The organism is Amycolatopsis dongchuanensis (assembly GCF_039542405.1).
GTDB lineage: Bacteria > Actinomycetota > Actinomycetes > Mycobacteriales > Pseudonocardiaceae > Amycolatopsis_E > Amycolatopsis_E sacchari.
This window is the reverse complement of record NZ_BAABIB010000047.1, coordinates 1-26850: the sequence shown is the minus strand read 5'-3', so window position 1 is coordinate 26850 and position 26850 is coordinate 1. Positions and strand designations below refer to the sequence as shown.

At 70.7% G+C, this 26850-nt stretch carries 30 protein-coding genes and 1 pseudogene; 5 read left to right on the top strand and 26 right to left on the bottom strand.

Annotation, left to right across the window (positions count from 1 at the left end; translation table 11 throughout):
• Nucleotides 1-130: 130 nt before the first annotated feature.
• From ABFX51_RS10180 to ABFX51_RS10155, 7 genes and pseudogenes are all read right to left on the bottom strand, one after another.
• Nucleotides 131-1045 (bottom strand): annotated as a pseudogene (locus ABFX51_RS10180) (IS3 family transposase); the annotation flags it as partial.
• The gene (locus ABFX51_RS39620) at nt 1012-1305 is read right to left on the bottom strand and encodes a transposase (protein WP_177229040.1); all 294 of its coding nucleotides are present in this window, start codon (nt 1303-1305) and stop codon (nt 1012-1014) included. The pseudogene ABFX51_RS10180 and the gene ABFX51_RS39620, both read right to left, overlap by 34 nt.
• A gap of 260 nt (nt 1306-1565) precedes the next feature.
• The gene (locus ABFX51_RS10175) at nt 1566-2210 is read right to left on the bottom strand and encodes a UdgX family uracil-DNA binding protein (RefSeq protein WP_091517014.1); all 645 of its coding nucleotides are present in this window, start codon (nt 2208-2210) and stop codon (nt 1566-1568) included.
• Nucleotides 2211-2214: 4 nt separating this feature from the next.
• A complete protein-coding gene (locus ABFX51_RS10170) occupies nt 2215-2673 on the bottom strand; it encodes an SRPBCC family protein (RefSeq protein WP_091517016.1) in 459 nt (152 codons plus the stop codon).
• A 48-nt stretch (nt 2674-2721) separates the two neighbouring features.
• Complete coding sequence (locus ABFX51_RS10165) at nt 2722-3396, bottom strand: PAS and ANTAR domain-containing protein (RefSeq protein ID WP_091517018.1); 675 nt, start codon at nt 3394-3396, stop codon at nt 2722-2724.
• Nucleotides 3397-3532: 136 nt separating this feature from the next.
• Nucleotides 3533-4723: a zinc-dependent alcohol dehydrogenase gene (locus ABFX51_RS10160; RefSeq protein WP_091517020.1), complete on the bottom strand. Its 1191-nt coding sequence runs from the start codon at nt 4721-4723 to the stop codon at nt 3533-3535.
• 67 nt (nt 4724-4790) lie between these two features.
• Entirely contained in the window at nt 4791-5165 is a 375-nt protein-coding gene (locus tag ABFX51_RS10155) for a cold-shock protein (protein ID WP_091517077.1), read from the bottom strand.
• Nucleotides 5166-5294: 129 nt separating this feature from the next.
• Here ABFX51_RS10155 and ABFX51_RS10150 point away from each other — a divergent pair, with 129 nt between their 5' ends.
• Nucleotides 5295-5558 carry a DUF4235 domain-containing protein gene (locus ABFX51_RS10150; RefSeq protein ID WP_091517023.1) on the top strand — a complete coding sequence of 88 codons (264 nt, stop codon included), beginning with the start codon at nt 5295-5297 and terminating at the stop codon, nt 5556-5558.
• Nucleotides 5559-5562: 4 nt separating this feature from the next.
• On the opposite strand, the gene ABFX51_RS10145 is transcribed toward ABFX51_RS10150, so the two are convergent.
• The 16 genes from ABFX51_RS10145 to mftA all read right to left on the bottom strand — a co-directional run bounded on the left by ABFX51_RS10145 (nt 5563) and on the right by mftA (nt 22530).
• On the bottom strand, nt 5563-6771 hold the full coding sequence (locus tag ABFX51_RS10145) for a PucR family transcriptional regulator (RefSeq protein WP_091517026.1): 1209 nt from the start codon (nt 6769-6771) through the stop codon (nt 5563-5565).
• Between the two features lie 75 nt (nt 6772-6846).
• Nucleotides 6847-7323: a (2Fe-2S)-binding protein gene (locus tag ABFX51_RS10140; RefSeq protein WP_091517029.1), complete on the bottom strand. Its 477-nt coding sequence runs from the start codon at nt 7321-7323 to the stop codon at nt 6847-6849.
• Between the two features lie 11 nt (nt 7324-7334).
• Nucleotides 7335-9641, bottom strand: coding sequence for a xanthine dehydrogenase family protein molybdopterin-binding subunit (locus ABFX51_RS10135; RefSeq protein WP_091517031.1), 2307 nt, complete (start codon nt 9639-9641; stop codon nt 7335-7337).
• Nucleotides 9642-9857: 216 nt separating this feature from the next.
• Nucleotides 9858-10973, bottom strand: a complete 1116-nt coding sequence (locus ABFX51_RS10130) for an NDMA-dependent alcohol dehydrogenase (RefSeq protein WP_091517034.1) — start codon at nt 10971-10973, stop codon at nt 9858-9860.
• A 7-nt stretch (nt 10974-10980) separates the two neighbouring features.
• Nucleotides 10981-11694, bottom strand: a complete 714-nt coding sequence (gene mftE / locus ABFX51_RS10125) for a mycofactocin biosynthesis peptidyl-dipeptidase MftE (RefSeq protein WP_091517036.1) — start codon at nt 11692-11694, stop codon at nt 10981-10983.
• Nucleotides 11691-13013, bottom strand: a complete 1323-nt coding sequence (gene mftF / locus ABFX51_RS10120) for a mycofactocin biosynthesis glycosyltransferase MftF (protein ID WP_091517037.1) — start codon at nt 13011-13013, stop codon at nt 11691-11693. Before mftF ends, mftE begins: the two co-directional genes overlap by 4 nt.
• Nucleotides 13010-13792 (bottom strand): mycofactocin-coupled SDR family oxidoreductase, encoded by a 783-nt coding sequence (locus ABFX51_RS10115; RefSeq protein WP_091517040.1) that lies wholly within the window; start codon nt 13790-13792, stop codon nt 13010-13012. The genes mftF and ABFX51_RS10115 overlap by 4 nt, the downstream gene beginning before the upstream one ends.
• Nucleotides 13789-14616: a mycofactocin-associated electron transfer flavoprotein beta subunit gene (locus tag ABFX51_RS10110; RefSeq protein ID WP_177229021.1), complete on the bottom strand. Its 828-nt coding sequence runs from the start codon at nt 14614-14616 to the stop codon at nt 13789-13791. Before ABFX51_RS10110 ends, ABFX51_RS10115 begins: the two co-directional genes overlap by 4 nt.
• A 2-nt stretch (nt 14617-14618) precedes the next feature.
• Nucleotides 14619-14918 (bottom strand): ferredoxin family protein, encoded by a 300-nt coding sequence (locus ABFX51_RS10105; RefSeq protein WP_091517046.1) that lies wholly within the window; start codon nt 14916-14918, stop codon nt 14619-14621.
• Entirely contained in the window at nt 14915-16267 is a 1353-nt protein-coding gene (locus ABFX51_RS10100) for an FAD-dependent oxidoreductase (protein WP_091517049.1), read from the bottom strand. The genes ABFX51_RS10105 and ABFX51_RS10100 overlap by 4 nt, the downstream gene beginning before the upstream one ends.
• Nucleotides 16264-17163 (bottom strand): mycofactocin-associated electron transfer flavoprotein alpha subunit, encoded by a 900-nt coding sequence (locus ABFX51_RS10095; RefSeq protein WP_091517051.1) that lies wholly within the window; start codon nt 17161-17163, stop codon nt 16264-16266. Before ABFX51_RS10095 ends, ABFX51_RS10100 begins: the two co-directional genes overlap by 4 nt.
• Complete coding sequence (locus ABFX51_RS10090) at nt 17160-19103, bottom strand: mycofactocin system FadH/OYE family oxidoreductase 2 (protein ID WP_091517053.1); 1944 nt, start codon at nt 19101-19103, stop codon at nt 17160-17162. Before ABFX51_RS10090 ends, ABFX51_RS10095 begins: the two co-directional genes overlap by 4 nt.
• Complete coding sequence (locus tag ABFX51_RS10085; protein ID WP_177229022.1) at nt 19100-20977, bottom strand: mycofactocin system FadH/OYE family oxidoreductase 1; 1878 nt, start codon at nt 20975-20977, stop codon at nt 19100-19102. Before ABFX51_RS10085 ends, ABFX51_RS10090 begins: the two co-directional genes overlap by 4 nt.
• Complete coding sequence (gene mftC / locus ABFX51_RS10080) at nt 20977-22143, bottom strand: mycofactocin radical SAM maturase (protein WP_091517057.1); 1167 nt, start codon at nt 22141-22143, stop codon at nt 20977-20979. The genes ABFX51_RS10085 and mftC overlap by 1 nt, the downstream gene beginning before the upstream one ends.
• A 10-nt stretch (nt 22144-22153) precedes the next feature.
• Nucleotides 22154-22441 carry a mycofactocin biosynthesis chaperone MftB gene (gene mftB / locus ABFX51_RS10075; protein ID WP_091517060.1) on the bottom strand — a complete coding sequence of 96 codons (288 nt, stop codon included), beginning with the start codon at nt 22439-22441 and terminating at the stop codon, nt 22154-22156.
• A complete protein-coding gene (mftA, locus tag ABFX51_RS10070; protein ID WP_091517061.1) occupies nt 22426-22530 on the bottom strand; it encodes a mycofactocin precursor MftA in 105 nt (34 codons plus the stop codon). Before mftA ends, mftB begins: the two co-directional genes overlap by 16 nt.
• An 83-nt stretch (nt 22531-22613) precedes the next feature.
• Here mftA and mftR point away from each other — a divergent pair, with 83 nt between their 5' ends.
• Nucleotides 22614-23204, top strand: coding sequence for a mycofactocin system transcriptional regulator (gene mftR / locus ABFX51_RS10065; protein WP_091517064.1), 591 nt, complete (start codon nt 22614-22616; stop codon nt 23202-23204).
• 41 nt (nt 23205-23245) lie between these two features.
• Nucleotides 23246-24049: a class I SAM-dependent methyltransferase gene (locus ABFX51_RS10060; RefSeq protein WP_091517066.1), complete on the top strand. Its 804-nt coding sequence runs from the start codon at nt 23246-23248 to the stop codon at nt 24047-24049.
• 54 nt (nt 24050-24103) lie between these two features.
• On the opposite strand, the gene ABFX51_RS10055 is transcribed toward ABFX51_RS10060, so the two are convergent.
• Together ABFX51_RS10055 and ABFX51_RS10050 are read right to left on the bottom strand one after the other, a co-directional pair.
• Nucleotides 24104-24331 (bottom strand): hypothetical protein, encoded by a 228-nt coding sequence (locus tag ABFX51_RS10055; protein WP_091517068.1) that lies wholly within the window; start codon nt 24329-24331, stop codon nt 24104-24106.
• A 105-nt stretch (nt 24332-24436) separates the two neighbouring features.
• Entirely contained in the window at nt 24437-24880 is a 444-nt protein-coding gene (locus tag ABFX51_RS10050) for a MarR family winged helix-turn-helix transcriptional regulator (protein ID WP_091517070.1), read from the bottom strand.
• Nucleotides 24881-24938: 58 nt separating this feature from the next.
• On the opposite strand from ABFX51_RS10050, the gene ABFX51_RS10045 reads away from it, so the two are divergent.
• The gene (locus tag ABFX51_RS10045) at nt 24939-25304 is read left to right on the top strand and encodes a VOC family protein (protein WP_091517072.1); all 366 of its coding nucleotides are present in this window, start codon (nt 24939-24941) and stop codon (nt 25302-25304) included.
• 10 nt (nt 25305-25314) lie between these two features.
• Here ABFX51_RS10045 and ABFX51_RS10040 read toward each other — a convergent pair whose 3' ends face one another.
• Nucleotides 25315-25692: a MerR family transcriptional regulator gene (locus ABFX51_RS10040; protein WP_091517073.1), complete on the bottom strand. Its 378-nt coding sequence runs from the start codon at nt 25690-25692 to the stop codon at nt 25315-25317.
• A 55-nt stretch (nt 25693-25747) separates the two neighbouring features.
• On the opposite strand from ABFX51_RS10040, the gene ABFX51_RS10035 reads away from it, so the two are divergent.
• Nucleotides 25748-26653 carry a polysaccharide deacetylase family protein gene (locus ABFX51_RS10035; protein WP_091517075.1) on the top strand — a complete coding sequence of 302 codons (906 nt, stop codon included), beginning with the start codon at nt 25748-25750 and terminating at the stop codon, nt 26651-26653.
• The last annotated feature ends 197 nt before the right edge of the window (nt 26654-26850 follow it).

The following is a 26850-nucleotide window of genomic DNA, read 5'->3' as shown; positions in this document are numbered from 1 at the left end:
CCACGCGTGTCAGACCCCAACCCCCGCCTAACTTAGCGGTATTGGCCGGCGGGCAGGCTCCAGGATGATCGGGGCCCAAAGGGATCTCACTGAAGTGCCCTGTGTTTCCCGGACAGGGAGATTGTTCAATTCATGCCGATTTCAAATGTTCGGAGTGTGCTTCACGTGGCGGGCGGTAGCCTATCGCCGAATGAAGACGCCGCTGATTGTACCAGAGTTCGATGTAGTGCGTGATGTCGCGCCGGGCCGATTCGCGTGTCGGATACACCACCCGGGAGACACGCTCGTTCTTGAGTGCACCGAAGAACGACTCGGCCATAGCGTTGTCGAAACATATCCCCGTGCGCCCGGAAGATCGTCGAATGTCGAGTCCCTTCAACACGGCCGCATACTCGGCCGACATGTAGTTGACGCCCCTGTCGGAATGGAAAATGGCGCCTGGCGCCAGCGACCGGTTCTGCGCTGCCCGTCGGATGGCCCGGGTGATCAGCGGGGTCTTGTAGTGGTCGTCCATGGCGTAGCCGATCACTTCTTTGGTGCAGCAATCGATCACGGTCGCCAAATAGAGCCACCCTTCTCCGGTCGGGATGTAGGTGATGTCGCCGACGAGTTTCATCCCGGGTTTGTCGGCAGTGAAGTCCCGGCCCACCAGGTCTGGGACCTCACCCAGGCCAGGGTGGGTGAGCGACCATCGTCTCGGCGGCGGCTGACACGACCGAAAACCCAGCTCGCGCATCAGGTCACGGACCAGCTCCGGGCCCGCCGTGACACCCCAGCGTGCGAGCTGGGCGTGCACGCGCCGATATCCGTAGGTGCCATCAGACGCCTCGAACGCTCTCGTGATAAACGCCTTCAGATCCTCACGACGCTGATTTGTTGCCGATCCCGGACGGTTCCGCCATTCGTAATATCCGGATTTCGACACGCCGAGCTTCTCGCACAGGAACTCGACAGAATACGCGTACTCCGCAGTATCGAGCCGCATCGTTTCGATGAACTCGTACTTGTGGGCTACTGGGGTCCCTTCGCGAAGTACGCTGCCGCTTTTTTCAAGAAGGACACTTCCCTCTCGAGCTCACGATTCCGGCGTTCCAGCTCACGTAGCCGCGCACGATCCGTCAGTGGCAAATCCACCTCTGGCGCTTCGAGGCCATGCTCACGCTCGTGCTGGCGAACCCACACCCGTAGCGTCTCCGGATGCATATCGAGACTCCGGGCCACCTCGGCCACCGGCCTCTCGGATTCCAACGCCAGACGAACCGCTTCCTCACGGAACTCCGGCGAATACTTCCTCGGTCGCGCCACCGTTTTGATCCCTTCGATTCCTTACAGGATAACCCGATTGGGTCCCTGTCCGGAATCTCCGAGGCACCCCACACCTGAGGTGGGTGGTCGAGTTGAGTGATCATCCCGTCGCCTGCGGTTTGTGCATATCACTTTGAGGACCAGCCGCAAGCCTGGCATAGCAACCGCCAGCGAGCAGGAAGGTTGCGGCTGCTCCTCAAAGTGATCGACCGGTTTCAGGCGACGGGATGATCACCCAACTCTTGTGCTGGGCCGTTGTTTCACAACGCCCGCGGCGCTGCCTTCAGATCCGCCACCAACGCTTCATACGCCGCATCTCTGTCCGGCGCTCGCAGCACCGACGATGGGTGCACCGCCGGCAGTACCTGCTCCGGCGTGCCTTCGAACTCCTCCGGGGCCTCGATCAACGTGCCCCGGTGCTCGGTGACCTTGAAGGACGGGCCCATCAGCGAAGACGCGGCCGTGGCGCCCAGCAGGATCACCAGCCGGGGCCGCACCGCCTTCAGTTCTGCCACCAGCCAGGGGCGGCACGCGACGATCTCGCCCCGGGACGGCTTCTTGTGGATCCGCTGCTTGCCGCGCTCGGAACGGGTGAACTTGAAGTGTTTCACCGCGTTCGTCACGTACACGCGCTCACGATCGATCCCCGCTTCGACGAGTGCGCGGTCCAGCAGTTTGCCCGCCGGTCCGACGAACGGTTCGCCTTCGCGGTCCTCGCGGTCTCCCGGCTGCTCCCCCAGTATCAGCACATCGGCCTCCGGCGGCCCCTCGCCGAAGACGGTCTGCGTGGCGTCCTGGTAGAGGTCGCAGCCCCGGCACCCGCGGGACGCCTCCCGCAACCGCGGCAACTCGAGGCTGCCGGGCACGAACTCGGAGGCGTCCCGCTTCGTCTTCGTGGCCGCCATGGCGTCAGCTCGGCCGCTCGACGTCACCACGCCAGGCGCCGGTCTCCCCGCCGCGGTGCTCGATGAACTCCTTGAACCGCCGCAGGTCGCCCTTCACGCGGTGGTTCAGCACGCCCAGCTTGTCGGCCACGTTCTCGACGAAACCCTCGGGGTCCACGTCCATCTGCGCGGTCACGCGCGTCGTCGCGTCGTTGAGGCGGTGGAACGTGACGACACCGGCGTGCGTGGGCCCGCTGTCGGACTTCCACGCGACCCGCTCGTCCGGGTGCTGCTCGGTGATCGTGGCGTCGAACTCACGCGTCTGACCACCGACCTTCGTCACCCAGTGCAGGTGCGTGTCGTCGAGCTGGCTGATCCGCTCGACGCCTTCCATGAACTCCGGGAAGGACTCGAACTGCGTCCACTGGTTGTACGCAGTCGTGACCGGAACCTCGACGTCAACGGTTTCGGTGATCGTGCTCATGTGTGCTCCCTTCTGCGGTCCCGATCCGGGTACCTCAGACAGGCAGGGCTACACGTCCTCGCCGGGTCTGGTCAGCCTGGTCAGCACGGCCTCCAGGTACTCCCGGGCGCGCTCCGGCGGCTCGTCGGGGGACTGCACGGCGGCCACCAGCCGGTCGGCCAGCTCCCGCAGCTTCACGTTCGCGCGCTGCGACGTCCCGATCAGCAGGTCGAACGCCGCCCCCGAGTCACAGCGGTAGGCGAGCATGATCATGCCCTTGGCCTGCTCGATGGTGGCCCGCGAAGCCATCGCCCGCTGCAGCCCGGCCGCCTCGCCGGCCAGCTCCGACAGCTGCTCGGCCTCCCGCAGCCGGGCGCTGGTGAGGTCCACGTAGTACCCGTGCACGGCCGAGGGCGCGTCGTCCTCGGTGTCGACGTCACCCACCACGACCACCGCCCGCGTGCTCTCGTCCGCGGCGGCGATGCGCTGCTGGCAGCTGAACGGCTGGCCGGTCCGCCGCGCCTGCTCGAACACCTCGGCGAGCGCCGGCCGGTCCTTCGGGTGGCCGTGCTTGGTGACCAGTGCCAGGTCCGGGGTCACCGAACCGGGCTGGTAGCCGTACATGAGGTAGATCTCCGAGGACCAGGACCACTGGCCGGTGCGGATGTCCCAGTGGTACATCCCGACCTGGTCGGCGCTCTGGCCCGCGGGCAGCGCGAACAGCGGATCCGGCTTGGTGGACATGCGGTGCGGCTCCTGTGCACGAGCTTTCGGTTACACGGGTGCCACGCTGCTGGACAATCCCAGGAAGCCAGATCATAGCCGGGAGATCCTCAGGCGCTGCGCCCCGTTCGCCGGAAAACCGCTACCGCCGCGTCGGTCAGGCCGAAGGCCTGAGCAGCACCTTGATCACCCCGTCGCGCTTCTCCTGGAACATGCGGTACGCCTCGGGCGCGTCGTCCAGGGGCAACCGGTGGGTCGCGAGGTCCGTCACGCCCAGCGGGTCCGCGCCGTCCTGGACGAGCGGAAGCACGTCGTCGATCCAGCGGCGCACGTTCGCCTGGCCCATCCGCAGCTGGACCTGCTTGTCGAACAGCTCCATCATCGGGATCGGGTCCACCATCCCGCCGTACACCCCGCTGAGTGAGATGGTGCCGCCGCGCCGGACCGTGCGGATGGCCTCGTACAACACGCTCAACCGGTCAAGGCCCGCCGTCTCGGTGACCTTCGCCGCGAGCGGCTTCGGCAGGAGGTTCACCATCTGGTGGGCGAGCCTGCCGACCGGCGCCCCGTGCGCCTCCATGCCGACCGCGTCGATCACCGAATCGGCCCCGCGGCCCCCGGTCAGCTCCCGCACCGCCCCGGCGAGGTCGTCGTGGTCGCGCAGGTCGAGGGTGGTGACGCCGTAGCGGGCGGCCAGCGTCAGCCGTTCGGGCACCAGGTCGACGCCGATCACCCGGCCGGCGCCGCGGTGCCCGGCGATGCGGCAGCACATCTGCCCGATCGGGCCCAGCCCGAACACGACGACGCTGCCGCCGACGGGCACCGCCGCGTACTCCACCGCCTGCCACGCGGTCGGCACGACGTCGGAGAGGTAGACGAACCGCTCGTCCGGCGGGCCGTCCGGCACCTTGATCGGGCCGTACTGCGCCTGCGGCACACGCAGGTACTCGGCCTGCCCGCCGGGGACCTGCCCGTAGAGCTTGGTGTAGCCGAAGAGGGCACCGCCCTTGCCGTGCTCGGTGACCTGCGTCGTCTCGCACTGCGACTGCAGGCCCTGGGTGCACATCCAGCAGTGCCCGCAGGAGATGTTGAACGGCACCACGACGCGGTCGCCCGGCTTGAGGCCGGTGACCTCGCTGCCCACCTCCTCGACGACGCCCATCGGCTCGTGCCCGAGGATGTCGCCCTCCTCCAGGAACGGCCCGAGCACCTCGTACAGGTGGAGGTCGGAGCCGCAGATGCCCGTGGAGGTGATGCGGACGATCGCGTCAGTCGGTTCCTCCAGCTTCGGGTCGGGCACCGTGTCCACCCGGACGTCCCGCTTCCCGTGCCACGCGACCGCCTTCATGCCCCGCCCCTTCCGCCTGTCCGGAACCGTTCCTGGCTCCGGTTAGCCGAGGGCGGGGGCGGCAAACCTACTCGTCCAGCCAGCCGTGCTCGTGGACGAGGTCGAGCACCGTCTTGCGCACCCGCAGCACCTGCTCGGCGGTGAGCGTCGGCACGCCGGACAGCAGGGCCTCGGTGAGCTCCTCCCGGAAGTCCAGCCCCGGCGGCAGGTAGTCCTCGTCGAGAGCGGCGCGGGAACTGCCGCGCACGATCCGCACGTTCGACGCCTTCGGCCCGCGCTCGCCATCCTCCACAGTGAACTCGACGACCGCGCCGGGCGCGATCAGCCGCTTGTCCACGTCGAGGTCGTTGACGTGCACGAACACGTCCTCGCCGCCGCCTTCCGGCGCCACGAAACCGTACCCGCGAATCTCGTCGAACCGGACGACCTTACCCGTGACCACCACAAACCCCGCCTCGGAAATTCCAGGGCCGAGAACCGCCCCAAGAGGATGTCGCGCCAAGGTACCGCCTCCGCCTCCACCGGCACAACGGCGGTGTGAAGCACCGCCCGTCCGGGTAAGCCCGACGGTATGAAACTGCTCTACAAACCGCTCAACATCCTGATCAGCGCGCTCGGGGGCGTGCTCGCCGGCGCGGTGTTCAAGCAGGCGTGGAAGGCGATCTCGGGCGACGACGAGGCGCCGAAGGCCACCGCCACCGACCGCAAGATCCAGGAGGTGCTGCTCGCGGCCGCGATCCAGGGCGCGATCTTCGGGCTCGTGAAGGCGGCCGTGGACCGCGGCGGCGCCCAGGCGTTCGAAAAGGCGACCGGCGAAAAGCTGGAGAAGGACTGACGGCTCACGGCACCGGCGGCAGGTGGGCGGCGTCGGGGAACATGGTCAGCGCCCGCAGCGCCGTGCCCAGCTCCGCCACGTCCGCCGGGTCGGTCAGCGAACGGCCGAGTTCGTCCGTGATCCGCTTGAGCCGGTGCCGCACGGTGTTCGGGTGGCAGTACACGCGCTCGGCGGTCGACTTCGTCGAGCCCCGGCAGTCGAACCACGCACGCAACGTCGTCAGCAGGACGGTGCGTTCCTCCGCCGGCAACCGCAGCACCGGCCGCAGGACCTGGTGCGCGAGCTGGGCGGAGGCCTCCGGGTCGCTCGCGACGAGGCCCGCCAGCGGCGATTCAGTGAACTGCACGGTCCCCGTGGTCCCCGGCACGAGGCTCTGCAGCGCCACGCGGGCCAGGTGCAGCGCCCGTGCGGTGTTCCCCAGCCCGGTGAACACGGGGCTCACGCCGACCCGCCCGGTCGCCATCTCCTCCAGCAGCACCAGGACCTTCTCCACCCCGTCCGCGGCGCGCAGTGACACCACCCCGACCTGCAGGTCCGGCGTGAGCCGCCAGGCCGACGCATAGCACCGCTCCCGGAGGAGGTTTTCGATACCGGGCAACGGTTCCTCGCCCAGCCCCGGCGTTTCTGCGGCGACCACGACGTAGGTGCCGTCGAGGGACAGGTCGAGCATCCTGGCGATGTCCCAGAGCGTGCCGTCGGTCGCCGTGCCGCCGGTGAACAACGCTTCCACCAGCGCGAGCCGGCGCTCGTGCCGGGTGCGGGTGATCTCGGCGAGCGTTTCGCGGTACGCCTCGGTGAGGGTTTCGGTGTACTCGTCGATCAACGCCCACAGCGCACGGGTCGCGGCCGCCAGCCCCGCGGTGTCCTCTTCGGACACAGCGACGTCCACGAACCGTTGCCACACCTCGGTGAACCCGATCCGGAACGCCCGCAGCAGCTCCGGCAGCGGCGCACCCTGGTGGGCGCGTTCCCTGCCGGTCGCAGCGGCCTGGCTCAGGTCGGGCGTGCCCGGCTCCCCCAGCGCCCGCAACAGGAACTCCAGGTTCGCCGCGCAGGACGCGCGGAGGTCCTCGTGCGACACGAAACGGGCCTGCCCGTAGACCGGCATCTCGGCGACGATCCGGGCGAACGTGTCCCGCGTCAGCTCCGGCAACCTGGCCCGCGCCGCGGCGGCCAGCCGCGCCACGGCCGGTTCGGCACCCGTGTACCGCATGGGTCGTCCTCACTTCCGGCACTCCCCGTCGAGTGCCTCCGCCGGAAGGAATCTAACCCGAAAGCGGGGCAGTGGCTACATCCGCGCCTCCGCGGTCTTGATCGCCTCCCGGATGCGGGTGTACGTGCCGCAGCGGCAGATGTTGCGGATGCCGTCGAAGTCGGCGTCGGTCAGCTCCCTGCCCGCCGCCTTGGCCTCCCGCACCTTGGCGATCGCGGTCATGATCTGGCCGGGCTGGCAGTACCCGCACTGGGCGACGTCGTGCTCCAGCCAGGCCTCCTGCATCGGGTGCAGCGCACCGGTCCGCTCGTCCTCCAGCCCTTCGATCGTGGTGATCTCGTCGGTGGGCTGGATGTCCGAGACCGGCACGGAACACGGGTTGAAGGCCTTGCCGTTGATGTGGCTCGTGCACGCCTTGCAGACGTTGAGCCCGCAGCCGTACTTCGGGCCGGTCACGCCGAGCAGGTCGCGCAGCACCCACAGCAGGCGCACGTTGTCCTCGGTGTCGACGGTGACCTGCTTGCCGTTCAGGACGAAAGTGTGTCGGGACAAGGTTTCTTCCTTCAGTGCGCGTAGGACAGGCCGTCGACGGGTGAGTCCGGGATGGACGGGACGCGGGGCAGCGGTTCGAAGCTCAGCGTGCCGTGGTTGATGGGGAAGCTGGTGGGCATCCTGCCGACGGCCCTGCCGTAGGCGCACGCGACCGCGGCCAGCGAGCTGGCGACGCCGAGTTCGCCAGCGCCGCCGGGTTCCCCGGTCGCCGGCATGACGATGATCTCCACCTCCGGCGGGGTGTTCCACTGGCGGGTGTAGAAGAAGTTGTCCCAGCTGCCTTCCAGCGGCAGGCCGTCCTGGATGTGCAGGCTTTCGGTCAGCGCCAGCGCGATGCCGTCGTTGATGCAGCCCATCATCTGGGCCTCCAGCCCGCGTGGGTTGATCGGCAGCCCGGCGTCCACGGCCATGACCGCCTTGGTGATCCGGGGGCCGGTCACGCCCTCGCGCACCTTGCGGTTGACGGTTTCGGGACGGCAGTCGATCTCGACGAGCACGGCGCTGCAGCTCTTGTACTCGGCGTGGAAGCCGATGCCCTGCGCCATGCCCGCGGGCATCTTCCGGCCCCACCGCCCGACTTCGGCGACCTTGTCCAGCGCGGCGCGGTACCGGTCGTCCTTGAAGAAGGACCTGCGGAACTCCAGCGGGTCCTTGCCCATCTTCGCGGCGAGCTGGTCGACGATCAGCTCCCGCGCGCACACCACGTTCGGCGAGTAGACGTTGCGCATGCTGCCGGTGTGGAACTTCAGCGGCACCTCGTTGAGCAGCTGCGTGGTGGCGCCGAAGTTGTAGGGCATGGACTGGGACAGCTCGAACACCGTCTGCGAGAACCCGACGTCGCCGACCGGCAGCTTGGCGGCGACGGCCGTGAGCAGCTCGCCGAGCCCGTGCCCGAAGTCGGTGGTGACGCTCGTGTGCCGCTGCTCGTAGCTGACGACGTTGCCCAGCGCGTAGTTCACGCGGATCCGCGAGAGCGACATCGGGTGCGCGCGGCCGTGCCGGAAGTCGTCGGTGCGGTGCCACATGAGCTTGACCGGCTTGCCGATCTTCTTCGAGAACTCGGCGGCCTCCAGCGCGGCGTCGCCGAACAGCTTGCGGCCGAAGGATCCGCCGCCCTGCACCACGTGCACCTTCACCGCCGTCACCGGCAACCCGAGCGACGTCGCGACCTGCTCCTGCGTGACGATCGGCGACTTGAGCGCGGCCCAGATCTCGGCCCGGTCGGCGCGGACGTCGGCGATGGCGCAGTTGGTCTCCAGCGCGCTGTTGCTGGCGAAGGCGAACGTGAACTCGGCGTCGATCGAACCGGTCAGGACGGGCGGGACGACCATCGGCAGCGTCGCCGCCCGCAGCTTCTTCAGCACGCTCGCGTCGGACTCCGCGGCGACCGGGCCGGGGTTCCAGTTCACCTTCAGCGCCCGCACGGCGTCCATGCAGTGCGTGATGGTGCGCCCGCGCACCGCCACGCCGGTGGAGATGACCGCGACGTCGGTGATGCCGGGCATGGCCTTGACCTCGGCGAGGTTGGCCACCGAGGCGACGGTGCCGCCGATCGTCGGCGGACGGCACACCATCGCGGGCAGCGCGTCCGGCACCTGGAGGTCCATCGTGAAGCGCTTGCGGCCGGTGACGGCGTCCCTGGCGTCGATGCGGTTCTGTGGGGTGCCGACGAGCTTGAACTGCGACGTCGCCTTGGGCTGGGCGGTGACCTCCTCCAGGCGGCTGCTCGCGGCGGCTTCGGCGAGCGAACCGTAGGTGGCGGTCTGCCCCGCACTGGAGGTGATGGCTCCATTGTGGACGGTGAGGCTCGACGGCGCGACACCCCACTGCGCGGCGGCGGTGGCGAGCAGCCGGGCGCGGGCGATCGCGGAGACCGTGCGGACGGGCGTGTACATCGAGCGTACCGAGTTGGAGCCGCCGGTGAGCTGGTTGAACACCAGCTCCGGGCGGGCGTCGGCGAGCGTGACGTGCACCTTGTCCAGCGGCAGGTCCAGCTCCTCGGCGATGAGCATCGCGATGGTGGTCGTGATGCCCTGCCCCACCTCGGCCCGCGGCAGCGCGAAGGACACCGTGTCGTCGCGGTTGACCTGCAGCGCGATGAGGCCGGACGTGGGTGCGGCCGCGAGGGTCAGGGCGTCGCCGAGGTCGAGCAGGTCGGCGGGTTCGGGCGGGGACGGGACGGCGGCGCCGGCCCGCGCCGGGGCGAGGGTGTCCACCCCGAGCCGGGCGGCCACCGCGAGGGTCGGGGCGGCCAGCAGGTACCCGAGGAAGCGGCGGCGTTCCAGCCCGGGCAGCGGCGATCGGCGTTGATCTGCCATCGAAGTCCTCTCAGCACTGACAGTGACCGCGGTCACGATAGAAAGCGCTTGCCCGGCGGGTCAACGATCCGTAGCCGTCCGTGCGGATTTCTGTGACGAGGTGACAGCGGAACTCGCCAGAACTGTGACGCGGACACAGCCGAATGTCGTACGACGTACGCCCGGACGGCGCAGAAAGGGCCCGGCGCGCGCGTGCGCCGGGCCCTTCTGCGGCGGTCAGTTCGCGTCGTGCAGCAGTACGCCGCGAATGTTCTTGCCGTCGCGGAGGTCCTGGTAGCCCTCGTTGACCTGCTCCAGCGTGTAACGCCTGGTGACCAGCTCGTCGAGCTTGATGGCGCCCGCCTGGTACAGGCGCAGCAGGCGGACGATGTCGTACTGCGGGTTGGCCGAGCCGAACAGCGTGCCCTTGATCGTCTTCTCGAACAGCGTCAGCACGCCGCCCGACACGTGCACGGTGAGCTTCTCCGGGTTCGCCAGGCCCGTGATGACCACCGTGCCGCCCTTGCCGACGGTGTTGAACGCGGCGGTCACCACGTCCTCGTCCACGGTGCCGACGGTGATCAGCGCCTGGTCGGCCATCTGGCCCCACGTCAGCTCGGCGACCTTCGTCATCGCCTCCTCGGCGGTGGCGAAGGCGTGCGTCGCGCCGAGTTTGAGCGCCGACTCGCGCTTGAACTCCACCGGGTCGACCACCACGACGTTCAGCGCGCCGGCGTGCGCGGCGCCCTGCACCGCGTTGATGCCGATACCGCCGACGCCGTAGACGACCACGGTGTCGCCCGCACGCACGCCACCGGCGTAGTTCGCCGTGCCCCAGCCCGTCGGCACGCCGCAGCCGACCAGGACCGCGGTCTCCAGCGGCAGCCAGTCGTCGACCTTGACGACCGAGTGCTGGGAGATCGTGGCGCGCTCGGAGAACGTGCCCAGCATGCACATCGCGCCGTAGTCGGTACCGCCGCGGTGGAAGCGGAAGCTGCCGTCGGGCAGGTGGCCCTCGAGGATCGTCGCCCCCATGTCGCACAGGTTCGACCGGCCGGTGGCGCAGTAGCGGCACGTGCCGCAGTTGGGGATGAAGCTGCAGACGACGTGGTCACCCGGTTTGACCTTCGTGACGCCGGGGCCGACGTCCTCGATGATCCCGGCGCCCTCGTGCCCGCCGATGATCGGGAACCGGGGCACGAGGTCGTTGTCGATGAGGTGCAGGTCGGAGTGGCAGAGCCCCGCGGCGGTGTATTTGATGAGCACCTCGCCTTCGCGGGGGCCGTCGAGGTCGAGTTCCTCGATTTCGAAGGGCTTGTGCGGATCGTGCAGGACAGCGGCTTTCGTCTTCACGACGCTCTCACCTCTTTGTGATGCCGGTCGCGGACTCGGACGGCTTCATCATGACATCCGAGACAAGCGTCTCGACAGACTTAAGTAGACTTTCCACCCACCGGAGCAAGGTTTCCCGGCCCTCTTCCGCACTCGCACCCCGCGGATCGCCGAGCACCCCGCTGGGGCTGACCGCACGCACACCTCCCTCCCGCAATCGATCCAGCAGAGCCGGAAGTGGTTCGGTGACACCGGTTTCCAGCCGGTCCAGCCGGTCCAGCCGGACGGCCGACGGTCGCAGCGCCAGCATCACCGACGTTTCCGTGCGCCCCGCATGGGAATCGCCGGACGGACCGGTGGGACACCAGGCGCCCACGGCACGTCCCTCGTACCGCAGCGTGTTCACCGCGCGGCGCAACGGTTCCACGTTGCCACCGTGCGCGCACACGAGAACGACCGCCGAGAACGCGTCGGCGGAGCGCCCGAGTTCCACCAGCACCCGCTCGGTCGCGTCCTGCCCGATGGACAGCGTGCCGGGGAAACCCGCGTGCTCACCGCTGGATCCATACGGCAGCGCGGGTGCGACCACGACGTCGTCCCGCCGCCGCGCGAGTTCTTCGCACAACGCGACGGCGATCTCCGTGTCAACCGTGAAGGGCAGGTGCGGGCCGTGCTGCTCGGTCGCGCCGATCGGCACGGCGAGCAACTTCGGCCGGAGCTCGGGCCAGGTGACGTCCTTCATTTCTTGCCCGGCCAGTTGGAGAAGTCAGGCACCAGCGGCAGGAAGTTTCGTTCTCGCAGGCAACTTCGCCAAACCCCGGCGCCGTAACACAGGTCGTCTGCGGTGCGGGCGAGCAGCCACCGCGCCGGATCGAGATCGGGCCGCGCCTCCCGCCACTCCGCGAGGTGCCGGGCGAGCGCCAGCGCGAGCAAGGCCCGTCCTCGCCGCGTGGCGAGCAACAGCGGCACCGCCACCGGCCCCCAGGTCCGCGTCAGCACGTCGGCGAGGTACCTGCCCGCCCTGAGATGACCGCGCAGGGCGATGGTCAGCGATTCCCGCGCGGGCACCCCGAGCGGGCGGAGTTTCCGAGGCAGCAACGCGGCCGTGCCCAGTGCGACCGCCACGCCGAGCGCGGGACGCCGGGCGGCCACGAGTCCCCACGCGAGCGCGGTCCAGCCGGAGATCCGCAGCGGCGCGATCGCCTGGTGCCCGTGCCGCCGGGCGAGCGGGGCCGCCGACGTGCCGTAGTCGAACCGCTGCCGCGCCCACGCGCGCCACGTCTTCCGCGGCACGTGCAGCACCTCGGCGGCGGGTTCGTAGCGCACGCGCCCGCCCCGGGCGACGAGGCGCCAGACCAGGTCGACGTCCTCACCGAACCGCAGCCGCTCGTCGAATCCGCCCAGCTCACGCAACGCCGCCGTCCGGACGACCAGCGCCGCCGTGGGCACGTAGGTCACGCGGCCACCCTGGCGGACCGGCGCAGGCCCGTCGCCGAGGTCGAGTGACGAACGGGCGGTTTCGTACCGCGCCAGGACGGAACTGCCCGGGGTGCTGCGGATCCGGGGCGCGACGGCGACCACCGCCGGGTCCTCGAAATGCGGCAGCAGCGGGTCGAGCCAGTCCGGTGGTGCCGTGGTGTCGGCGTCGAGGAACGCGGTGAGTTCCGTGGTGACGTGGGCCAGCCCGGTGTTGCGCGCCGCAGCGGGACCACGGGCGACCGGATGTCGTTGTGCCGCACCGGAAATGGGCACTCGCGAGCCGTCGTCGACCACGACGTCCGCTTCCGGCAGCGTTTCCGGGTCGCGGGCGGGCACGACGACCGTGACGTCGGCGCGCGTGAGGTGGGCCTCCCCGTACACCGGGTGCGCCATCCCGGCGTCGATGAGCCGGTCCGCGAGCTTCCGGTGCTGCGGGCTCTCGGCGACGAGCGCCCCGTCGCGCCACTCCCGCACGAGCCGCGCCCCTGCCTCCGACAACCGCAGCACGCGCAGGGGCGCGCCGCCGAGGATGGCGCGGCCGAGCAGTTTCGTGCCGGGGTCGAGGCGCAGCTCCAGCTTCATGCCGTGAACCCCCCGTCCGCGTGCACGACGGTGCCCGTGATCGCCGAGGACTGCTCGCCGCACAGCCAGCACACGGCGGCGGCCACCTCGTCCGGGTCCAGCAGCCGCTCCACGAGCTGGTGCTGTGCGAACTCCTCGACGTCGGCCAGCCCGTAGAGGTCGGCCGTGGCGTCGAGCATCGCCGTGCGGGTCGAGCCGGGTGAGACGGCCGTGGCGGTGATCCCGCTGCCCCGCAGGTCATGGGCCAGTCCGCGGATCAGCCCCACCACGGCGTGCTTCGCGGCGTTGTACCCCGCGAGGTGCCACAACCCGCGGTGCGCGGCGGCGGACGCGAGCGCGACGAACCGGCCGGAGCGCGGCTCGGGCCGCCGCAGCATCGCGGGCACGGCCGTACGCGCGAGGTTGAACACGCCGCGCACGCCGACGTCGAACAACGCGTCCCACTCCGCGTTCGTGGTGTCCCACAACGGTTTCCCGCCCGCCATCACCGCGGCGGCCGCGACGGCGGCGTCCACCCCGCCGAACTCCTGCTCGGCGAGTGCGACCGCTTCGGCGACCGCCCGCGGGTCACGGACGTCCGCGAACACGTCGAGGACCTGCCCCGGCCAGCGGCGGGCGAGCGCGATCAGTTCCTCGCGGCCCGCCGGGGAGTAGGCGAGCCCCGGCAGGTCCGCGCCCAGGTCCACGGCGACGACCCGCCACCCGTCCCGCGCGAGGCGGCCGACGACCGCGGCGCCGATGCCGCGCGCCGCTCCGGTCACCACCGCCACCCTCGTCATTCCGCGTACCCGTGCCGACGCAGGTAGTCCAGCAGTTCGCGCGCCGCTTCCTCCGGTGTCGCGGGCCGGACCAGCTGGGGCGGGGTGCGCTCGACGAGCGCCCCGGTGAGCGCGAGCAGCCGCTGGTGCGGCGCGGCCTCCCGCGGTACCGGCAACGCGCGGGGACGCGGCGAGTACGCCCTGGTCCCGCCCGCCCGCAGGTACCGCAGCGAACCAGGACGCGCGACCGGGATTTCCGCGCGCCGGGCGGCGATCGTGGCGGGCAGCGACGCCCTGCGGAGACCGAGGTCGGCCGGTTCGACCGAGCACACCGCGGGTGGGCCGAACACGAGCCGCTCACGGCGCCCGCCGTCGAGCCGGCGCACGCCCCGCAGCTCCTCCCCCGCCACCGTCAGCTCGACCAGGCCGAGTGCCTGGCACGCACCGAGCCGCTGCGCCAGGAACGCCGGGGTGCTGCCGGTGCCGCGGTCGGCCGAGTGGTCCCCGCACACGACGACGTCCGGCCGGTCCGGCAGCCCGTCGAGCAGCAGCCGTGCGGTCTCGCTGCCGTCCTCGGTGATCGTCTCGGCCAGGGCCTCGACGCGGATCACCTCGTGCGCGCCCACCGCGAGCGCCTCGCGCAGCACCTCGTCCGCCTCGCGCGGTCCGACGGTGACGGCTAGGCACCGCCCGTCGAACGCCTCCGCGATCCGCAGCGCGTGCTCCAGCGCCACCCGGTCGGCGGCACTCGCCCCGCTGGTGCGCGGGTCGGTGCGGACCTCGCCGGTGAGCGGGTCCACGGTCGCGCGCTGGTCGCTCCAGCGCAACGCGGCCACGACGAGCATCGCTACCCCTTCCGGAACACGACGCCGGCGCCCCCGTCGGGGTAGCTCCAGCTGATCGCGCCCTCGCCGTCGCAGATCTGGTAGCAGGTCCCGCATTCGAAGCACTGCTCGTAGTTGAACAGGATCCCGCCGTCGCTCGTGGGCACGAACAGGTCGGCGGGGCACGCGTGCACGCACGCCTTGGTGGTGCACGAACGGCAGACGTCGGTGTCCACCACGATGTGCGGGCGTTCGCCGACGCGGAACTCCACAGTGGACAGCACGTCCGCGAACGCGGGTTCCGCGTACCGCCGGTCGGTCATCGCAGCCCCCGCATCCCGGTCCACGCGTCCCGCGCGAGCTCGCGCAGGCGCACGCCGTTGTCCTTCGCACTGCGCAGCAGGAGCTTGCGCAGCCCCGGTTTCGGCAGCGGGTTGTCGACCTGGAACAGGCCCTGCACCAGGTCGCACACGAAACCCGGGTAGTTGCGCTGCACCCGGTCCGACAGCACGAGGCCGGGGAGCTGCCGCAGCCGGCGGTGGTCGGCGAGCACGAACGAGTCCTCCAGCAGCTTCCGGTAGCCGGACAGCCCCCGCCGCGACACGTCGCCGGCGGCCAGCGCGGCGGCGGCCGCGCGCCCGGCGTACATCCCGGCGCCGAGCGCGAAGTTCACGCCCTCCAGCCAGATCCCGGCGGCGAGGCACATCGCGGCGGCGTCCCCGGCGACCAGCATCCCGTCGCCGACCAGCTCGGGCATCGCGTGGTAGCCACCCTCGGGGATCAGGTGCGCGGAGTACTCGATCTGCTCCCCGCCCTTGATCAGCGGCGCGATCGCGGGATGCCGCTTGAGGTCCGCGACCAGCTCCTCCGGCCGCGTCCCGCCGTCCCGCACGCCTTCGAGCCCCAGCACGACGCCGATGCTGACCGAGTCGAGGTTCGTGTACAGGAAGCCCCCGCCGGGGATTCCCCTTGTGCAGCCCAGGATTTCGATGTCCACGCCGTCGCGTCCGGTGACCCCGAACCGCTCCTCGATCGTCTGCCGCGGCAGTGCGAGCGTCTGTTTGACGCCGAGCGTCAGGTGCGCGGACTCCCCGCCCACCGGGTACATCCCGGCTTCCTTGGCGAGGAACGAGTTCACCCCGTCGCACGCGATCACCACACCCGCCGTGAGGTCGCCGTCCGGCCGGTCGGTGCGCACCCCGACGACGGCACCGGAGGTGTCGCGCAGCAGGCCGGTGGCCACGGTGGAGGGGATCAGCACGGCCCCCGCCTCGACGGCCAGCTCGGCGAGCCACGAGTCGAGGTCCGCGCGGTGGGCGGTCGCCCCGTTGTACGGCGGCTTGCCCCAGTCCTGGGTGCGGAAGTCGAGAGTGAGCGCCTGCGTCGGCGTCATCACCATCGTCGAGCGCCGGGTCACCCAGCGCTGCACGGGCATCCGTTCCCACCACCGCGGCACCAGCTCGTCGAGGATGCGGCCGTAGACCACCCCGCCGTAGACGTTCTTCGAGCCGGGGAACGGTCCCCGCTCGACGAGCGCGACGGAGTGCCCGACCCGCGCCACCTCCAGCGCGGCGGCCGAGCCCGCGGGCCCGGCACCGACCACGACGACGTCGAAGGTCCTCGTCGATTCGCCGACGACGGTGGACCGCGAATCCGGTCCGGCGTAGGTCATCGCACCTCCAGCAGCCGGGCCAGTTCGGCGAGCACGGCGGGCGCGTCGGCGACGATGCCCAGGTCCGCCATCGCCGTCATGGGGCAGGACGGATCGGTGTTGACGCTCACGACGTGCCCGGGGCTGCCGAGCCCGCCGAGGTGCTGTGCCGCGCCGGAGATCCCGAACGCGACGTACAGCTCGGGGTGCACCACGACACCGGTGGTGCCGATCTGACGCTGGTAACCGGTCCACCCGGCGTCGGTGACGACGCGGGTCGCGCCGAGTGAGGCGCCGAGCGCGGCGGCCACCTCGCCCAGCAGCTCCACGGCCTCCGGGCCGCCGAGGCCCGCCCCGGCACCGAAGATTCGCGGCGCTTCGGCCAGGTCCACCGTGCCCGGTTCGGGGTCGAGCACTTCGACGACCGTCACGTCCCGAGCATCGGCCTCCGGAAGTGAGATCCCGGTCAGCGTCTGTGCTTCCGCCGGAGCCGGACCGCGCACCCCGGGTTGCAACGTGGCGACGAACGGGCCGTCTGCCACCAGGTCCACGCACACGCGGCCACCCCAGCGCGCCACTTCCGCGCCCGTCTCGTTCACCCGGATGGCCCCGGCCAGCAGCGGGCGCCGGAGTTCGGCGGCGAGGCGGGGCGCGAGGTCCCGCCCGTCGGCGGAGGCGGGCAGGAGCACGCGCTCGGTGTCGCGCAGCACGGCCGCGAGCTGGCGGGCCCAGCGGCCGGGGGCGAAGGTGCCGTTGTCGGCGAGCCAGCCCGCGGACAGGGACGGCAGCTCGGTCGCGGCCTTGTCGGCCCCGGTGCCGACGAGCAACGCCGCGCCACCGGCCTCGGCGATGGTCTCGTCCGCGCCCAGCGGCAACACCCCATCACGCACCACGAGGACGGCCAGCACGCGGTTCACAACGCCACCCCCACGCGATGCCCCTCGACGACGGCGGCGTGTGCCCGGCGTGGGGTGAGGCAGTCCCCCACGCGGTGGACGGGGAACGGCGCGCCCTTCAGCTGGTGCCACAGGTCGTCCTCGGGGGCCTGGTGCGTCGCGCACACCACCCAGTCACACGCCAGCTCCGCGGTGACGCCGGTGGTGTGGGTGAGCACCTGCAACACGACCCGACCGTCCTTTTCGGACGCTGCCAGCACCACCTCGTCGGTGTGCTGTGTGATGCCTTTCGCGTGGGCACGCACGTTGAACGTCTCCATGTCCAGCGTCACGCCGAGGTCCTGGCCGACGACCATGCCGGACGTGGACAGCCGCACCGAGCACCCGCGGTCGGCGAGCAGTTCCGCGACGGACGTGGCCTGGTGGAAGCCGAGGTCGTCGAGCACCACGACCTCGCCCTCGGGCGCGGCACGGCCTTCGAGCACGTCCCGCACGTCCACCACCCGGTCGAGCCCACCCGCCCAGTGAGGCGCCTGGGGTTTCGCACCGGTCGCGAGCACGACAGCATCCGGGGACTCTGACCGCAGCAGCTCGGCGGTGGCTTCGGCGCCGGTCTTGACGTCCACGCCGTAACGCTGGCACTCGGACAGCAGATTCCGCACCACGTCGAGGAATTCGGCGCGGCTCGGGATGCTCGCGGCGAGCGCGACCTGACCGCCCGTGCTCTCGGCGCGCTCGAACAACGTCACGTGGTGCCCGCGCTGCGCCGCCGTCGACGCCGCCTGCAACCCGCCCGGTCCACCGCCGACGACGAGCACCCGCTTCGGGCGCGGCCCCGGAGTCGGCAGCGGCACGCTTTCCTTGCCAGTACGCGGGTTCTCGATGCAGCCCAGCCAGCGGTTGAGCCCCATCCTGCCGACGCACTCCTGGTTGCACGACAGGCAAGTGCGGATCTCGGGCGCGTGCCCCGAGCGGGCCTTCGCCGCGAAGTCCGGGTCGGCGATCTGCCCGCGCACCACGCCGACGAGGTCGCAGTGCCCCTCCTCGAGTGCCCGTTCCGCCTGCACCGGGTCCTTGATCCGGCCGACGCCGACGACCGGCAGCCGCACCGCCTCGCGGATGGCGTTGGAGATGAACAACGCGTACCCCGGCGGGATGGCCATCGACGCCTCGATCATGAACAACGTCGAGGTCGCCACGCCGATCGAGGTGTTGATGTAGTCGACCTTGCCGGTCGCCTCCACGAGCTTCGCGACTTCGACGGCTTCGTCGATCGTCGTACCGCCCTCGATCAGCTCGTCCCCGCACAACCGCACGCCCAGCGCGCGCCCCAGCCCGATCGCCTCCCGCACGGCATCGATGATCTCCAGCAGGATGCGGGCGCGGTTTTCCAGCGAGCCCCCGTAGGCGTCGGTGCGCTTGTTCGTCGCCGGGGACAGGAACCCGCGCACGATCGACGAGTGCGAGCACTGGAGTTCCACGCCGTCGAACCCGCCCTCGGCGCAGTGCCCCGCGACGGTGCCGTATCCCGCGACGACCTCGGCGATCTCCCGCGTGTCGATGGCCTTGGGCACCTCGCGGAACATCGGGTCCGGCACCGGCGAGGGAGCCCACACCGGCAGCCGCGAGTACATCGACGAAGCCTGCCCGCCGTTGTGGTTGAGCTGCGCGAGGATCGGCGTGCCGTGGGCGTGCACGGCCTCGGTGATGCGCCGGTAGCCCGGGATCACGTCGCGGGAGAAGCCGTGGATCAGCTTCTCGTACGGCCAGTCGGTGCGGTGGGTGGAGTGCTCCTCGGTGATGATCAGCCCCGCGCCGCCGGCGGCACGCGCCGCGTAGTACTCGGCGTGCTGCTCGGTCGGCAGGCCGTCCTGTGCGTAGTTCGTCAGGTGCGCGGAGAACACGATCCGGTTGCGCACCACGAGCGGGCCGAGCCGCAGCGGGGAGAACAGGTACCTCATACCAGCACCTCGTTCACCGACAACGCCGCGCGACGGCCTTCGAGGATCGCCTCGTGCACCGTGCGGGGCGCGACGCAGTCCCCCGCCCTGAGCGCGCCGGGCAACGTGTCCGGCAGCCGGTGTCCACAGTGGACGACCACCGCCGCGGGCAGCTCCCGGCGCTCGGCGGTGAACACGTCTTCGAGCACCACGTGATCGGGCCGCACCTCACGCAGCAGCGACCGCTTGGCGAGCGTGACCCCGGCCTGCTGCAGGCGCGTGTTGGCGTCGGCGAGGTCGCCGGTCAACGCGAGCTGCGTCCCGATCACCTGGTCCTGGCTCACGATCGTGGTCGGCCTGCCCTGCGCGGCCAGCAGTTCCGCCATGCCCACGCCGACGAAGTCCCCCACGGGATCGGCGACCACGACCGGTCCCGGCGGCAACTCGGCGCCGTTGAGGAAGTCGACGACGTCGACGACACGCCCGTGCACCGCGTAGTTCCGGGGCCCCGGCACGGATCCCGTCGCGACGATCGCGCCCTCCGGCACGTCGGTGACCTCCACGCCGGTGATCACCCGCACGCCGAGGCGGCTCACCTCGGACTCCAGCCAGTCGGCGAGGCGCGCCAGCCGGGAGCGGCCGCCGACCCGCGCCGCGACCCGCAGCATCCCGCCCAGGTGGTCGGACCGTTCGCGCAGCTCCACGCGGTGCCCGCGCATCGCCAGCACGCGCGCCGCCTCCAGCCCGGCCGGACCGCCGCCGATCACGAGCACGTCCCTCGGCGCATCGGCCCCCGTCGGCAGCGGGTCCTCGGTCTCGTGCCCGCTGCGGGGCTCGCCGATGCACGAAACGACGGGGTTGCGGTTGTCCCGCACGCGGCACTTCTGGTTGGACAGCACGCACGGCCGGGGCGCCGCGCCCGCCCGCACCTTCTCGACCAGCGAGGGGTCAGCGACCTGCGCCCGCGTCATCTCCACCAGCGCCGCGACGCCGTCGTCGAGCGCCTGCTGGGCCTGCCCGGGATCGACCACGCTGCCCTGCAACACCGTCAGCGTGCGCCCCTCGACGGCTTCGGTGATCCGGCGGCACAGCTCGACGTTGAAGCCCGGCTCGGTGTGCAAGTCAGGCCTGGTGGCGGAAGCGCTCATCGCCGAACCCCGCACGGGCACGAGGTAGTCGACCGAGGCGGCGAGGTCCGCGGCGAGCACCGCCGCCTGCTCGGGTGTGAGCCCGGCCCAGGGCGCCAGCTCGTCACACGACAGCCGCAGCCCGATGATGCGGTCGCCGACAGCCTCCCGCACCACGCCGAGGACTTCCCGCAACAGCCGCGACTTGTCCGTGCCGTACTCATCGCCGCGCTGGTTCGTCAGCGCGGAGGAGAACTGCCGCAGCACCGAGTACTGCCCCGCGTCCAGCTCGACACCGTCCACTCCGGACTCCGCGGCGAGTGCCGCCGACTCACGGAAACCCTCGACGAGCGCCCGGATCTCGGTGTCTTCCATCTCCATCGGCAGTTCACGACTCGCCACATCAGGCACCCGCGACGGCGCCCACAACGCCGACTGCCCGTACGCCGACGACCCCTGCGAACCCGCATGCCCGAGTCCCGCGACGACGAGTGTCCCGTGTGGACGGCAGGCCTCGACGACGGACACCCACCCAGGACCGCACAACACGGCGAGCGGCGCCCGTTCGTACGGCCAGTCGGAGTCGTGGACGCTCGCCGTCTCGGTGACGATCATCCCCGCGCCGCCCGCGGCACGCGCCGCGTAGTAGGCGACGTGGCGTTCGGACAGCACCCGGCCGCGCGCGAGGTTCGTCTCGTGCGGCCCGAAAAGCACGCGGCTGGGCGCGGTCCTCCCCGCGATCTCGACGGGGGCGGTCAGTGCGGCCATCACAGCCCGGCGAGCGGGCTGGTGTCACACGCGCGGTCCGGCCGGGGCGGACCGAAGCCGATGCTCACCGGCACCTTGCGGCTCTTCCGGTGCGAATGGTCCACATCGGACCGTGGTGCCGCGCCGACGGTCGCCAGCGCGCGGGCACCGTGGCCCTGCACGCATTCCGGGTCGGGGCCGTCGAGCGGCAGGCCGGTGAAGAACTTCGCCGCCATGCAGCCGCCCTGGCAGGAGTCGTAGGCGGAGCAGGACGTGCACGCGCCGCCGGTCTGCGGCCCGCGCAGGCGGGTGAACAGCTCCGACTCGCGCCACACGCGGCCGAACCCGCCCTCGTCGCGGACGTTGCCCGCCAGGAACTCGCGGTGGATCGCGAACGGGCACGCGTAGACGTCGCCGACGGGGTCGATCAGGCACACGACCCGGCCGGCGCCACACAGGTTGAGCCCGGGCAGCGGGTCCGAGCCGAGCGCGTTGAGGTGGAAGAACGAGTCGCCGGTCAGCACCTTCTCGCCGCGCGCGACGAGCCAGTCGTACAGCTGGAGCTGCTGCTCGGCGGTCGGGTGCAGCTCGTCCCACACGTCCGCGCCGCGTCCGGACGGCCGCAGGCGGGTGATGCGCAGCTGCGCCCCGTAGGTGTCGGCGATCTCGGCGAACGCGTCGAGCTGGCCGACGTTCTGCCGCGTCATCACGACGCTGAGCTTGAAGTCGCGGAACCCGGCGTCCCGCAGGTTCGTCATGGCGCGGATCGCGGTGTCGTACGAACCGGGCCCGCGGACGGCGTCGTTGACGTCCGCGGTCGCCCCGTCGAGCGAGATCTGCACGTCCACGTAGTCGGTCGAGGCGAGCCACCGCGCGCGCTCCGGGGTGAGCTTGACGCCGTTGGTGGAGAACTTGACCCCCACCTGGTGCGCCACCGCGTAGGAGACCAGCTCCCAGAAGTCGGGGCGGACGGTCGGCTCCCCGCCGCCGATGTTGACGTAGAAGACCTGCATGCGCTGCAGCTCGTCGATCACGGCCTTGCACTCCGCCGTGCTCAGCTCACGCGGGTCGCGCCTGCCCGAGGAGGACAGGCAGTGCACGCAGGAGAGGTTGCACGCGTAGGTCAGTTCCCACGTCAGGCAGATCGGGGAGTTCAGGCCTTCCTTGAAGTGCTCGACGAGCTTCATCGCACGCCTTTCAAATCCGTCGCTCGATGGTTCCGGTGCGCTCCAGCCCTTCGAGCGCCTTGAGGTAGGACGGCCGCTGGTCCGGCGGGACCCCGGCCGCGTCGAGGGTGGTGTGCACGTCCGGCTGCTCCTCCAGCGTGCGCACCACCTCGACCAGCAACTTCGTCTTCAGGAACGACAGCCTGCGGGTGCCGAAGTCGTACGCGAGCGCTCCGAAGGGCTCGGGCCGGAGCGCGATGCGCGGTGAGCACCGGTAGGGCTGTTCGGGCTCGAACACGACGGTCAGTACACCCCGCACATACCGTCGATGGAGACCTCCTCGACGAGCAGCTCCTCCTCCACCAGAGCCTCGTCGCGCGTCTGGGGGACCTGCTGGGTCTCGGACATGGGATGCTCCCTTCGCCAGCGGCCGCCACGGTGCGGCCCGCGTCACAGACAATAATGGCACCCAGTGCCGAATGGAAGAGGCGATGACCGAGCAACCGGGTTCGCGGGCGGGCAGGCGCCCGATCACGTCGCGCGCGGAGGTCGAGCACGCGGCGTTCGAACTGTTCGCCCGGCAGGGTTTCGAGCGCACGACGGTCGACGACATCGCGCAGGCCGCCGGTATCGGCAGGCGCACGTTCTTCCGGTACTTCCCGTCGAAGAACGACATCGCGTGGGGCGACTTCGACAGCGAGCTGGAGCGGCTGCGCAAGCGGCTGGCCGGCTACCCGCCCGAGGTCCCGCTGGGCGACGCGATCCGCGAGGCGCTTGTCGAGTTCAACCGGATCGATCCGGAGGAGGCGCCGTGGCACCGGCGCCGGATGGAGCTGATCCTCACCACGCCCGCGCTGCAGGCGCACTCGACGCTGCGGTACGCCGACTGGCGGCAGGTGATCGCGGAGTTCGTCGCCGACCGCCTCGGCGTGCCCGCGGACTCCCTCGCCCCCCAGGCGATCGCGTACGCGACCCTCGGCGTCGCGCTGGCCGCGTACGAGCAGTGGCTGCGCAGCCCGGACGCGGAGCTGCCCGAGCTGCTGACCGCCGGGATGCGCGAGCTGAGCGCCGCCGTCGGCTGACCGCGTCGCGCGGAGCGGGCTCGGTCTCTACGATCTCGGGTGTGCTGCTCCCGCGTGGTTCCCAGGCCATCAGCCCGACCGGCCATTACACCGGGTACGTGTGGGTGCGGCACGGGCTGGCGCCGGCGGAGCTGGCGACCCCCGAGGGGCGGGTGCTGTTCCACGCGCTCGAACCCGCGATGCGGGTGAGCAGGCTGCTGGGGCGGCCGACGTTCGAAGGGCTGCTCGTCGCGCGGCACCGGATGCTCGACGTGCTGCTGGCCGGCGCGATCGACCGCGGTGAGGTCGGGCAGGTGGTCGAGATCGCGGCCGGGCTCTCGGCGCGGGGCTGGCGGTTCAAGCAGCGGTACCCGGTGACCTATGTGGAGGCCGACCTGCCGGGAATGGCCGCCCGCAAGAGAAAACTACTGGAGCGGCTCGACGGCCCGCTCCCGCGCGTCGAGACGATCGACGCGCTCGCCGACGACGGTCCGCACAGCATCCACGCGCTGGCGGACACGCTCGACCCGTCGGTCGGTACCGCGATCATCACCGAAGGCCTGCTGAACTACTTCGACCGCGACGCGGTGACGGGCATGTGGCGCCGTTTCGCCGAAGTGCTCCGGCGGTTCCCCGAGGGCGCCTACTTCGCGGATCTCGTGCTGCAACCGCGGTCCATTGTGGAACGCATCGGCGCCGGCGTGCTCTCGGCCGTCGTCCGCGGTCGCGTGCACCTGCATTTCGCCGACGAATCGGAAGCCGCGCAGGCTTTGCGGGAGTCGGGTTTCCCGGCCGCGGAATTGACACGAGCGGGCCAGGATGACCCCGGCGCGCGGCTCTCCCACGTGATCGACGCGTGGACTTGACCGGTTCGGTCGCGAATCCTCACCGGACCGCGACCGAACCGGACGAATTGTCGATTAGAGAATTCCGCCGAGCGGCCCGCTCTTGCCGCCGAGGAGGCCACCGAGCAGCCCGTTCAGCAGGTTGCCACCACCAAGCCCGCCCAGCTGGGCCGTCCGCGCCTGCGCAACGTCCTGGTGCGTCGCGGAAGTTTCGGCCAGCGCGGGTGCGGCGGAAATGGCCGTAGCCGCCCCCGCCAGCGCGAGCACGGTGATCCCCCGGCGGATTTTCCGCGAATTGTTCACGATTTCTCCCTTTGCGGTGTCGTTTCGGGTTGGTGAGCCACCAACCTAAAACGCATCGCACCCGTTCGCAGTGCGGCTGAATACAACAACCCGAACGAGCGGTTTTCAGTCCTCCGCGAGGTTGCGCACACAGGAGGTGAGCGCTTCCAGCAACACCTGCTGCTGCGAGGAATTCAGCCCGCGGCACATCCGCTTTTCCACCCGGCGCACCGCCACACTCGCGGTGTGCAGTTGCTCGCGCCCGGTCGACGTCAGTTCCGTCGGCAGCTCCCGGCCGCGCGGGGCGGCGGCAGGCCGGGTGACGAGGCCGCGTTCTTCGAGACCGCGGAGCACGACGTTCATCGACTGGCGGGTGACGAACGCGCCGCGCGCGAGCTCGGCGTTGGACAAGCCGGGGCGCTGGCCCAGCAGTTCCAGGCACGCGTACTGCGGCACGGTCAGCCCCAGCGGGCGCAGCGCCACGTCCATCGCACCCCGCAGCGACACGGCCGCCTGCTTGAGCACGTACCCGACGGCGCTCTCGACGGGACCGACCACCTCTTGACTCATGTCAGGATTCTGACATACCGTGGTCGATGTCAGGACTTTGACATCGAAGGAGTCTCGCATGACCGTCACCGGACCCGACTTCATCGCACTGCAGGTGCGCGACCTCGAGCGCGCCGCCTCGTTCTACGAGGAGCAGCTCGGGCTGGACCGCGCCGAGGTGAGCCCGCCGCACGCGGTCGTGTTCGCGACGACCCCCGTCGCCTTCGCCGTGCGGGAACCGCTTCCCGGCGTCGACCTCGACGCCGGACGTCCCGGCCTCGGTGTGGCGCTGTGGCTGCACGCGGACGACGCCCAGACGCTGCACGACAAGCTGGCGGAGGCCGGCGTCCCGATCGTCGCACCGCCGTTCGACGGCCCGTTCGGCCGCACGTTCACGTTCACGGACCCCGACGGTTACGCGGTGACCGTGCACGACAAGCAGTGAGCCCCCGAGGTCATCGACGGGCGGACGCGGCGTGGTCCGACGCCGCGTCGATGACCTCCTCCAGCACGTCGCGGGAGTTGCGCAGCTCGGCGATCATCCGGTCGATGCGGTCGCGTTCGGCGGCGAGTTCGGCGACCAGTCGCGGGGTGGCAATCTCGGCGGGGCCGCCGTCCGCGTCGCGCATGCACGGCAGCAGGTGGGCGATCTTCCTGCTGTGCAGCCCGGCCGCGAACAGCTCCTGGATCCGGATGACGCGGTCGACGGCCTGCTCGGGGTAGTCGCGCTGGCCGCCGGGCGTGCGGGCCGGCGTGAGGAGCCCCTGCTGCTCGTAGTACCGCAGCGACCGCTCGCTGACCCCGGTCCGCCGCGCGAGCTCCCCGATCCGCATGCCTGCCCCCTGCACACTTGAACCTGACACCAATGTCAACTCTTACCTTGCCGGCATGGCGGAAAACAAGCTCTTCACCTACAGCCCGATCTCCGAGCGGCCCGCGATCACCTGGCCCGGTGGCGCCAGGGTCGCGGTCTACGTGGGGCTCAACGTCGAACACTTCCTCGTCGACCGGCCGTCCACCAGCATCTGGCCGGGTTCGGCGAACCTGGTGCCCGATCCGCTGAACTACGGCTGGCGGGACTACGGTGCGAGGGTCGGCATCTGGCGCACGATCGAAAGCCTGGACCGCCACGGCATCCGGGCGAGCGTGCTGCTGAACTCCGCGGTCGCCCACCACTACCCGCAGATCATCGAGGCCGGTCGCGCGCGGAACTGGGCCTGGCTCGCACACGGCCGCACCAACTCCATCCTGCACACCGGCATGGAGCGTGACGAGGAGCGGCAGTTCCTCACCGACGTGATCGACACCATCGCCACCGCCACGGGACAGCGGCCGCGCGGCTGGATGGGACCGGGCCTGACGGAGACCTTCCACACCCCGGAACTGCTCGCCGAACTCGGCCTGAGCTACGTACTGGACTGGACCAACGACGATCAGCCCTATCCGCTGACCGTGCCGGGGATGATCAGCGTCCCGTACTCGGTGGAGCTCAACGACCTGATCCTGTTCGGCAAGGGCTGCAGCGGTCCGGAGTTCGTCCGCATGGTGCGCGACCAGTACGAACAGCTGCACGCCGATTCCGAACACAGCGGCCGGGTGATGGCCCTCGCACTGCACCCGTTCGTCATCGGCCAGCCCTTCCGGCACAAGTACCTCGACCAGGCACTCGAGTTCCTTGCGGGACAGGAGGGTGCGTGGCTGACGACCAGCGATGAGATCGCGGAGGAGTACCTGCGTCAGCACCCGACCCACCCCACCCGACCCCGAGAGCTGGGTGATCATCCCGTCGCCTGACACCGGCGAGGCATTCTTTTCTTTTGCTGCTCTCGCCTGAGTGCCCGGGTACCGGGGTCCACCGGCGCTGGCGCGCCTGCTCGGGCGGCCCCACCCCCGCCCCGATCCTTGATCGTTTAACGGTTGGCTCACCGCGTCAAGGGCGCTCAGTGTGAGGGTGTGGGTGGGCTGTGGCTTGGTGGTTATGGTCCGGTTTG

What these genes read in the sequence shown, in the direction of transcription:
- ABFX51_RS10175 (WP_091517014.1), bottom strand. Translation starts at nt 2,210, where the DNA reads ATGGCGGCCACGAAGACGAAGCGGGACGCCTCCGAGTTCGTGCCCGGC.
- ABFX51_RS10170 (WP_091517016.1), bottom strand. Translation starts at nt 2,673, where the DNA reads ATGAGCACGATCACCGAAACCGTTGACGTCGAGGTTCCGGTCACGACT.
- ABFX51_RS10165 (WP_091517018.1), bottom strand. Translation starts at nt 3,396, where the DNA reads ATGTCCACCAAGCCGGATCCGCTGTTCGCGCTGCCCGCGGGCCAGAGC.
- ABFX51_RS10160 (WP_091517020.1), bottom strand. Translation starts at nt 4,723, where the DNA reads ATGAAGGCGGTCGCGTGGCACGGGAAGCGGGACGTCCGGGTGGACACG.
- ABFX51_RS10150 (WP_091517023.1), top strand. Translation starts at nt 5,295, where the DNA reads ATGAAACTGCTCTACAAACCGCTCAACATCCTGATCAGCGCGCTCGGG.
- ABFX51_RS10145 (WP_091517026.1), bottom strand. Translation starts at nt 6,771, where the DNA reads ATGCGGTACACGGGTGCCGAACCGGCCGTGGCGCGGCTGGCCGCCGCG.
- ABFX51_RS10135 (WP_091517031.1), bottom strand. Translation starts at nt 9,641, where the DNA reads ATGGCAGATCAACGCCGATCGCCGCTGCCCGGGCTGGAACGCCGCCGC.
- mftE (WP_091517036.1), bottom strand. Translation starts at nt 11,694, where the DNA reads ATGAAGGACGTCACCTGGCCCGAGCTCCGGCCGAAGTTGCTCGCCGTG.
- mftF (WP_091517037.1), bottom strand. Translation starts at nt 13,013, where the DNA reads ATGAAGCTGGAGCTGCGCCTCGACCCCGGCACGAAACTGCTCGGCCGC.
- ABFX51_RS10115 (WP_091517040.1), bottom strand. Translation starts at nt 13,792, where the DNA reads ATGACGAGGGTGGCGGTGGTGACCGGAGCGGCGCGCGGCATCGGCGCC.
- ABFX51_RS10110 (WP_177229021.1), bottom strand. Translation starts at nt 14,616, where the DNA reads ATGCTCGTCGTGGCCGCGTTGCGCTGGAGCGACCAGCGCGCGACCGTG.
- ABFX51_RS10105 (WP_091517046.1), bottom strand. Translation starts at nt 14,918, where the DNA reads ATGACCGACCGGCGGTACGCGGAACCCGCGTTCGCGGACGTGCTGTCC.
- ABFX51_RS10100 (WP_091517049.1), bottom strand. Translation starts at nt 16,267, where the DNA reads ATGACCTACGCCGGACCGGATTCGCGGTCCACCGTCGTCGGCGAATCG.
- ABFX51_RS10090 (WP_091517053.1), bottom strand. Translation starts at nt 19,103, where the DNA reads ATGAGGTACCTGTTCTCCCCGCTGCGGCTCGGCCCGCTCGTGGTGCGC.
- ABFX51_RS10085 (WP_177229022.1), bottom strand. Translation starts at nt 20,977, where the DNA reads ATGGCCGCACTGACCGCCCCCGTCGAGATCGCGGGGAGGACCGCGCCC.
- mftC (WP_091517057.1), bottom strand. Translation starts at nt 22,143, where the DNA reads ATGAAGCTCGTCGAGCACTTCAAGGAAGGCCTGAACTCCCCGATCTGC.
- mftA (WP_091517061.1), bottom strand. Translation starts at nt 22,530, where the DNA reads ATGTCCGAGACCCAGCAGGTCCCCCAGACGCGCGACGAGGCTCTGGTG.
- mftR (WP_091517064.1), top strand. Translation starts at nt 22,614, where the DNA reads ATGACCGAGCAACCGGGTTCGCGGGCGGGCAGGCGCCCGATCACGTCG.
- ABFX51_RS10050 (WP_091517070.1), bottom strand. Translation starts at nt 24,880, where the DNA reads ATGAGTCAAGAGGTGGTCGGTCCCGTCGAGAGCGCCGTCGGGTACGTG.
- ABFX51_RS10045 (WP_091517072.1), top strand. Translation starts at nt 24,939, where the DNA reads ATGACCGTCACCGGACCCGACTTCATCGCACTGCAGGTGCGCGACCTC.
- ABFX51_RS10040 (WP_091517073.1), bottom strand. Translation starts at nt 25,692, where the DNA reads ATGCGGATCGGGGAGCTCGCGCGGCGGACCGGGGTCAGCGAGCGGTCG.
- ABFX51_RS10035 (WP_091517075.1), top strand. Translation starts at nt 25,748, where the DNA reads ATGGCGGAAAACAAGCTCTTCACCTACAGCCCGATCTCCGAGCGGCCC.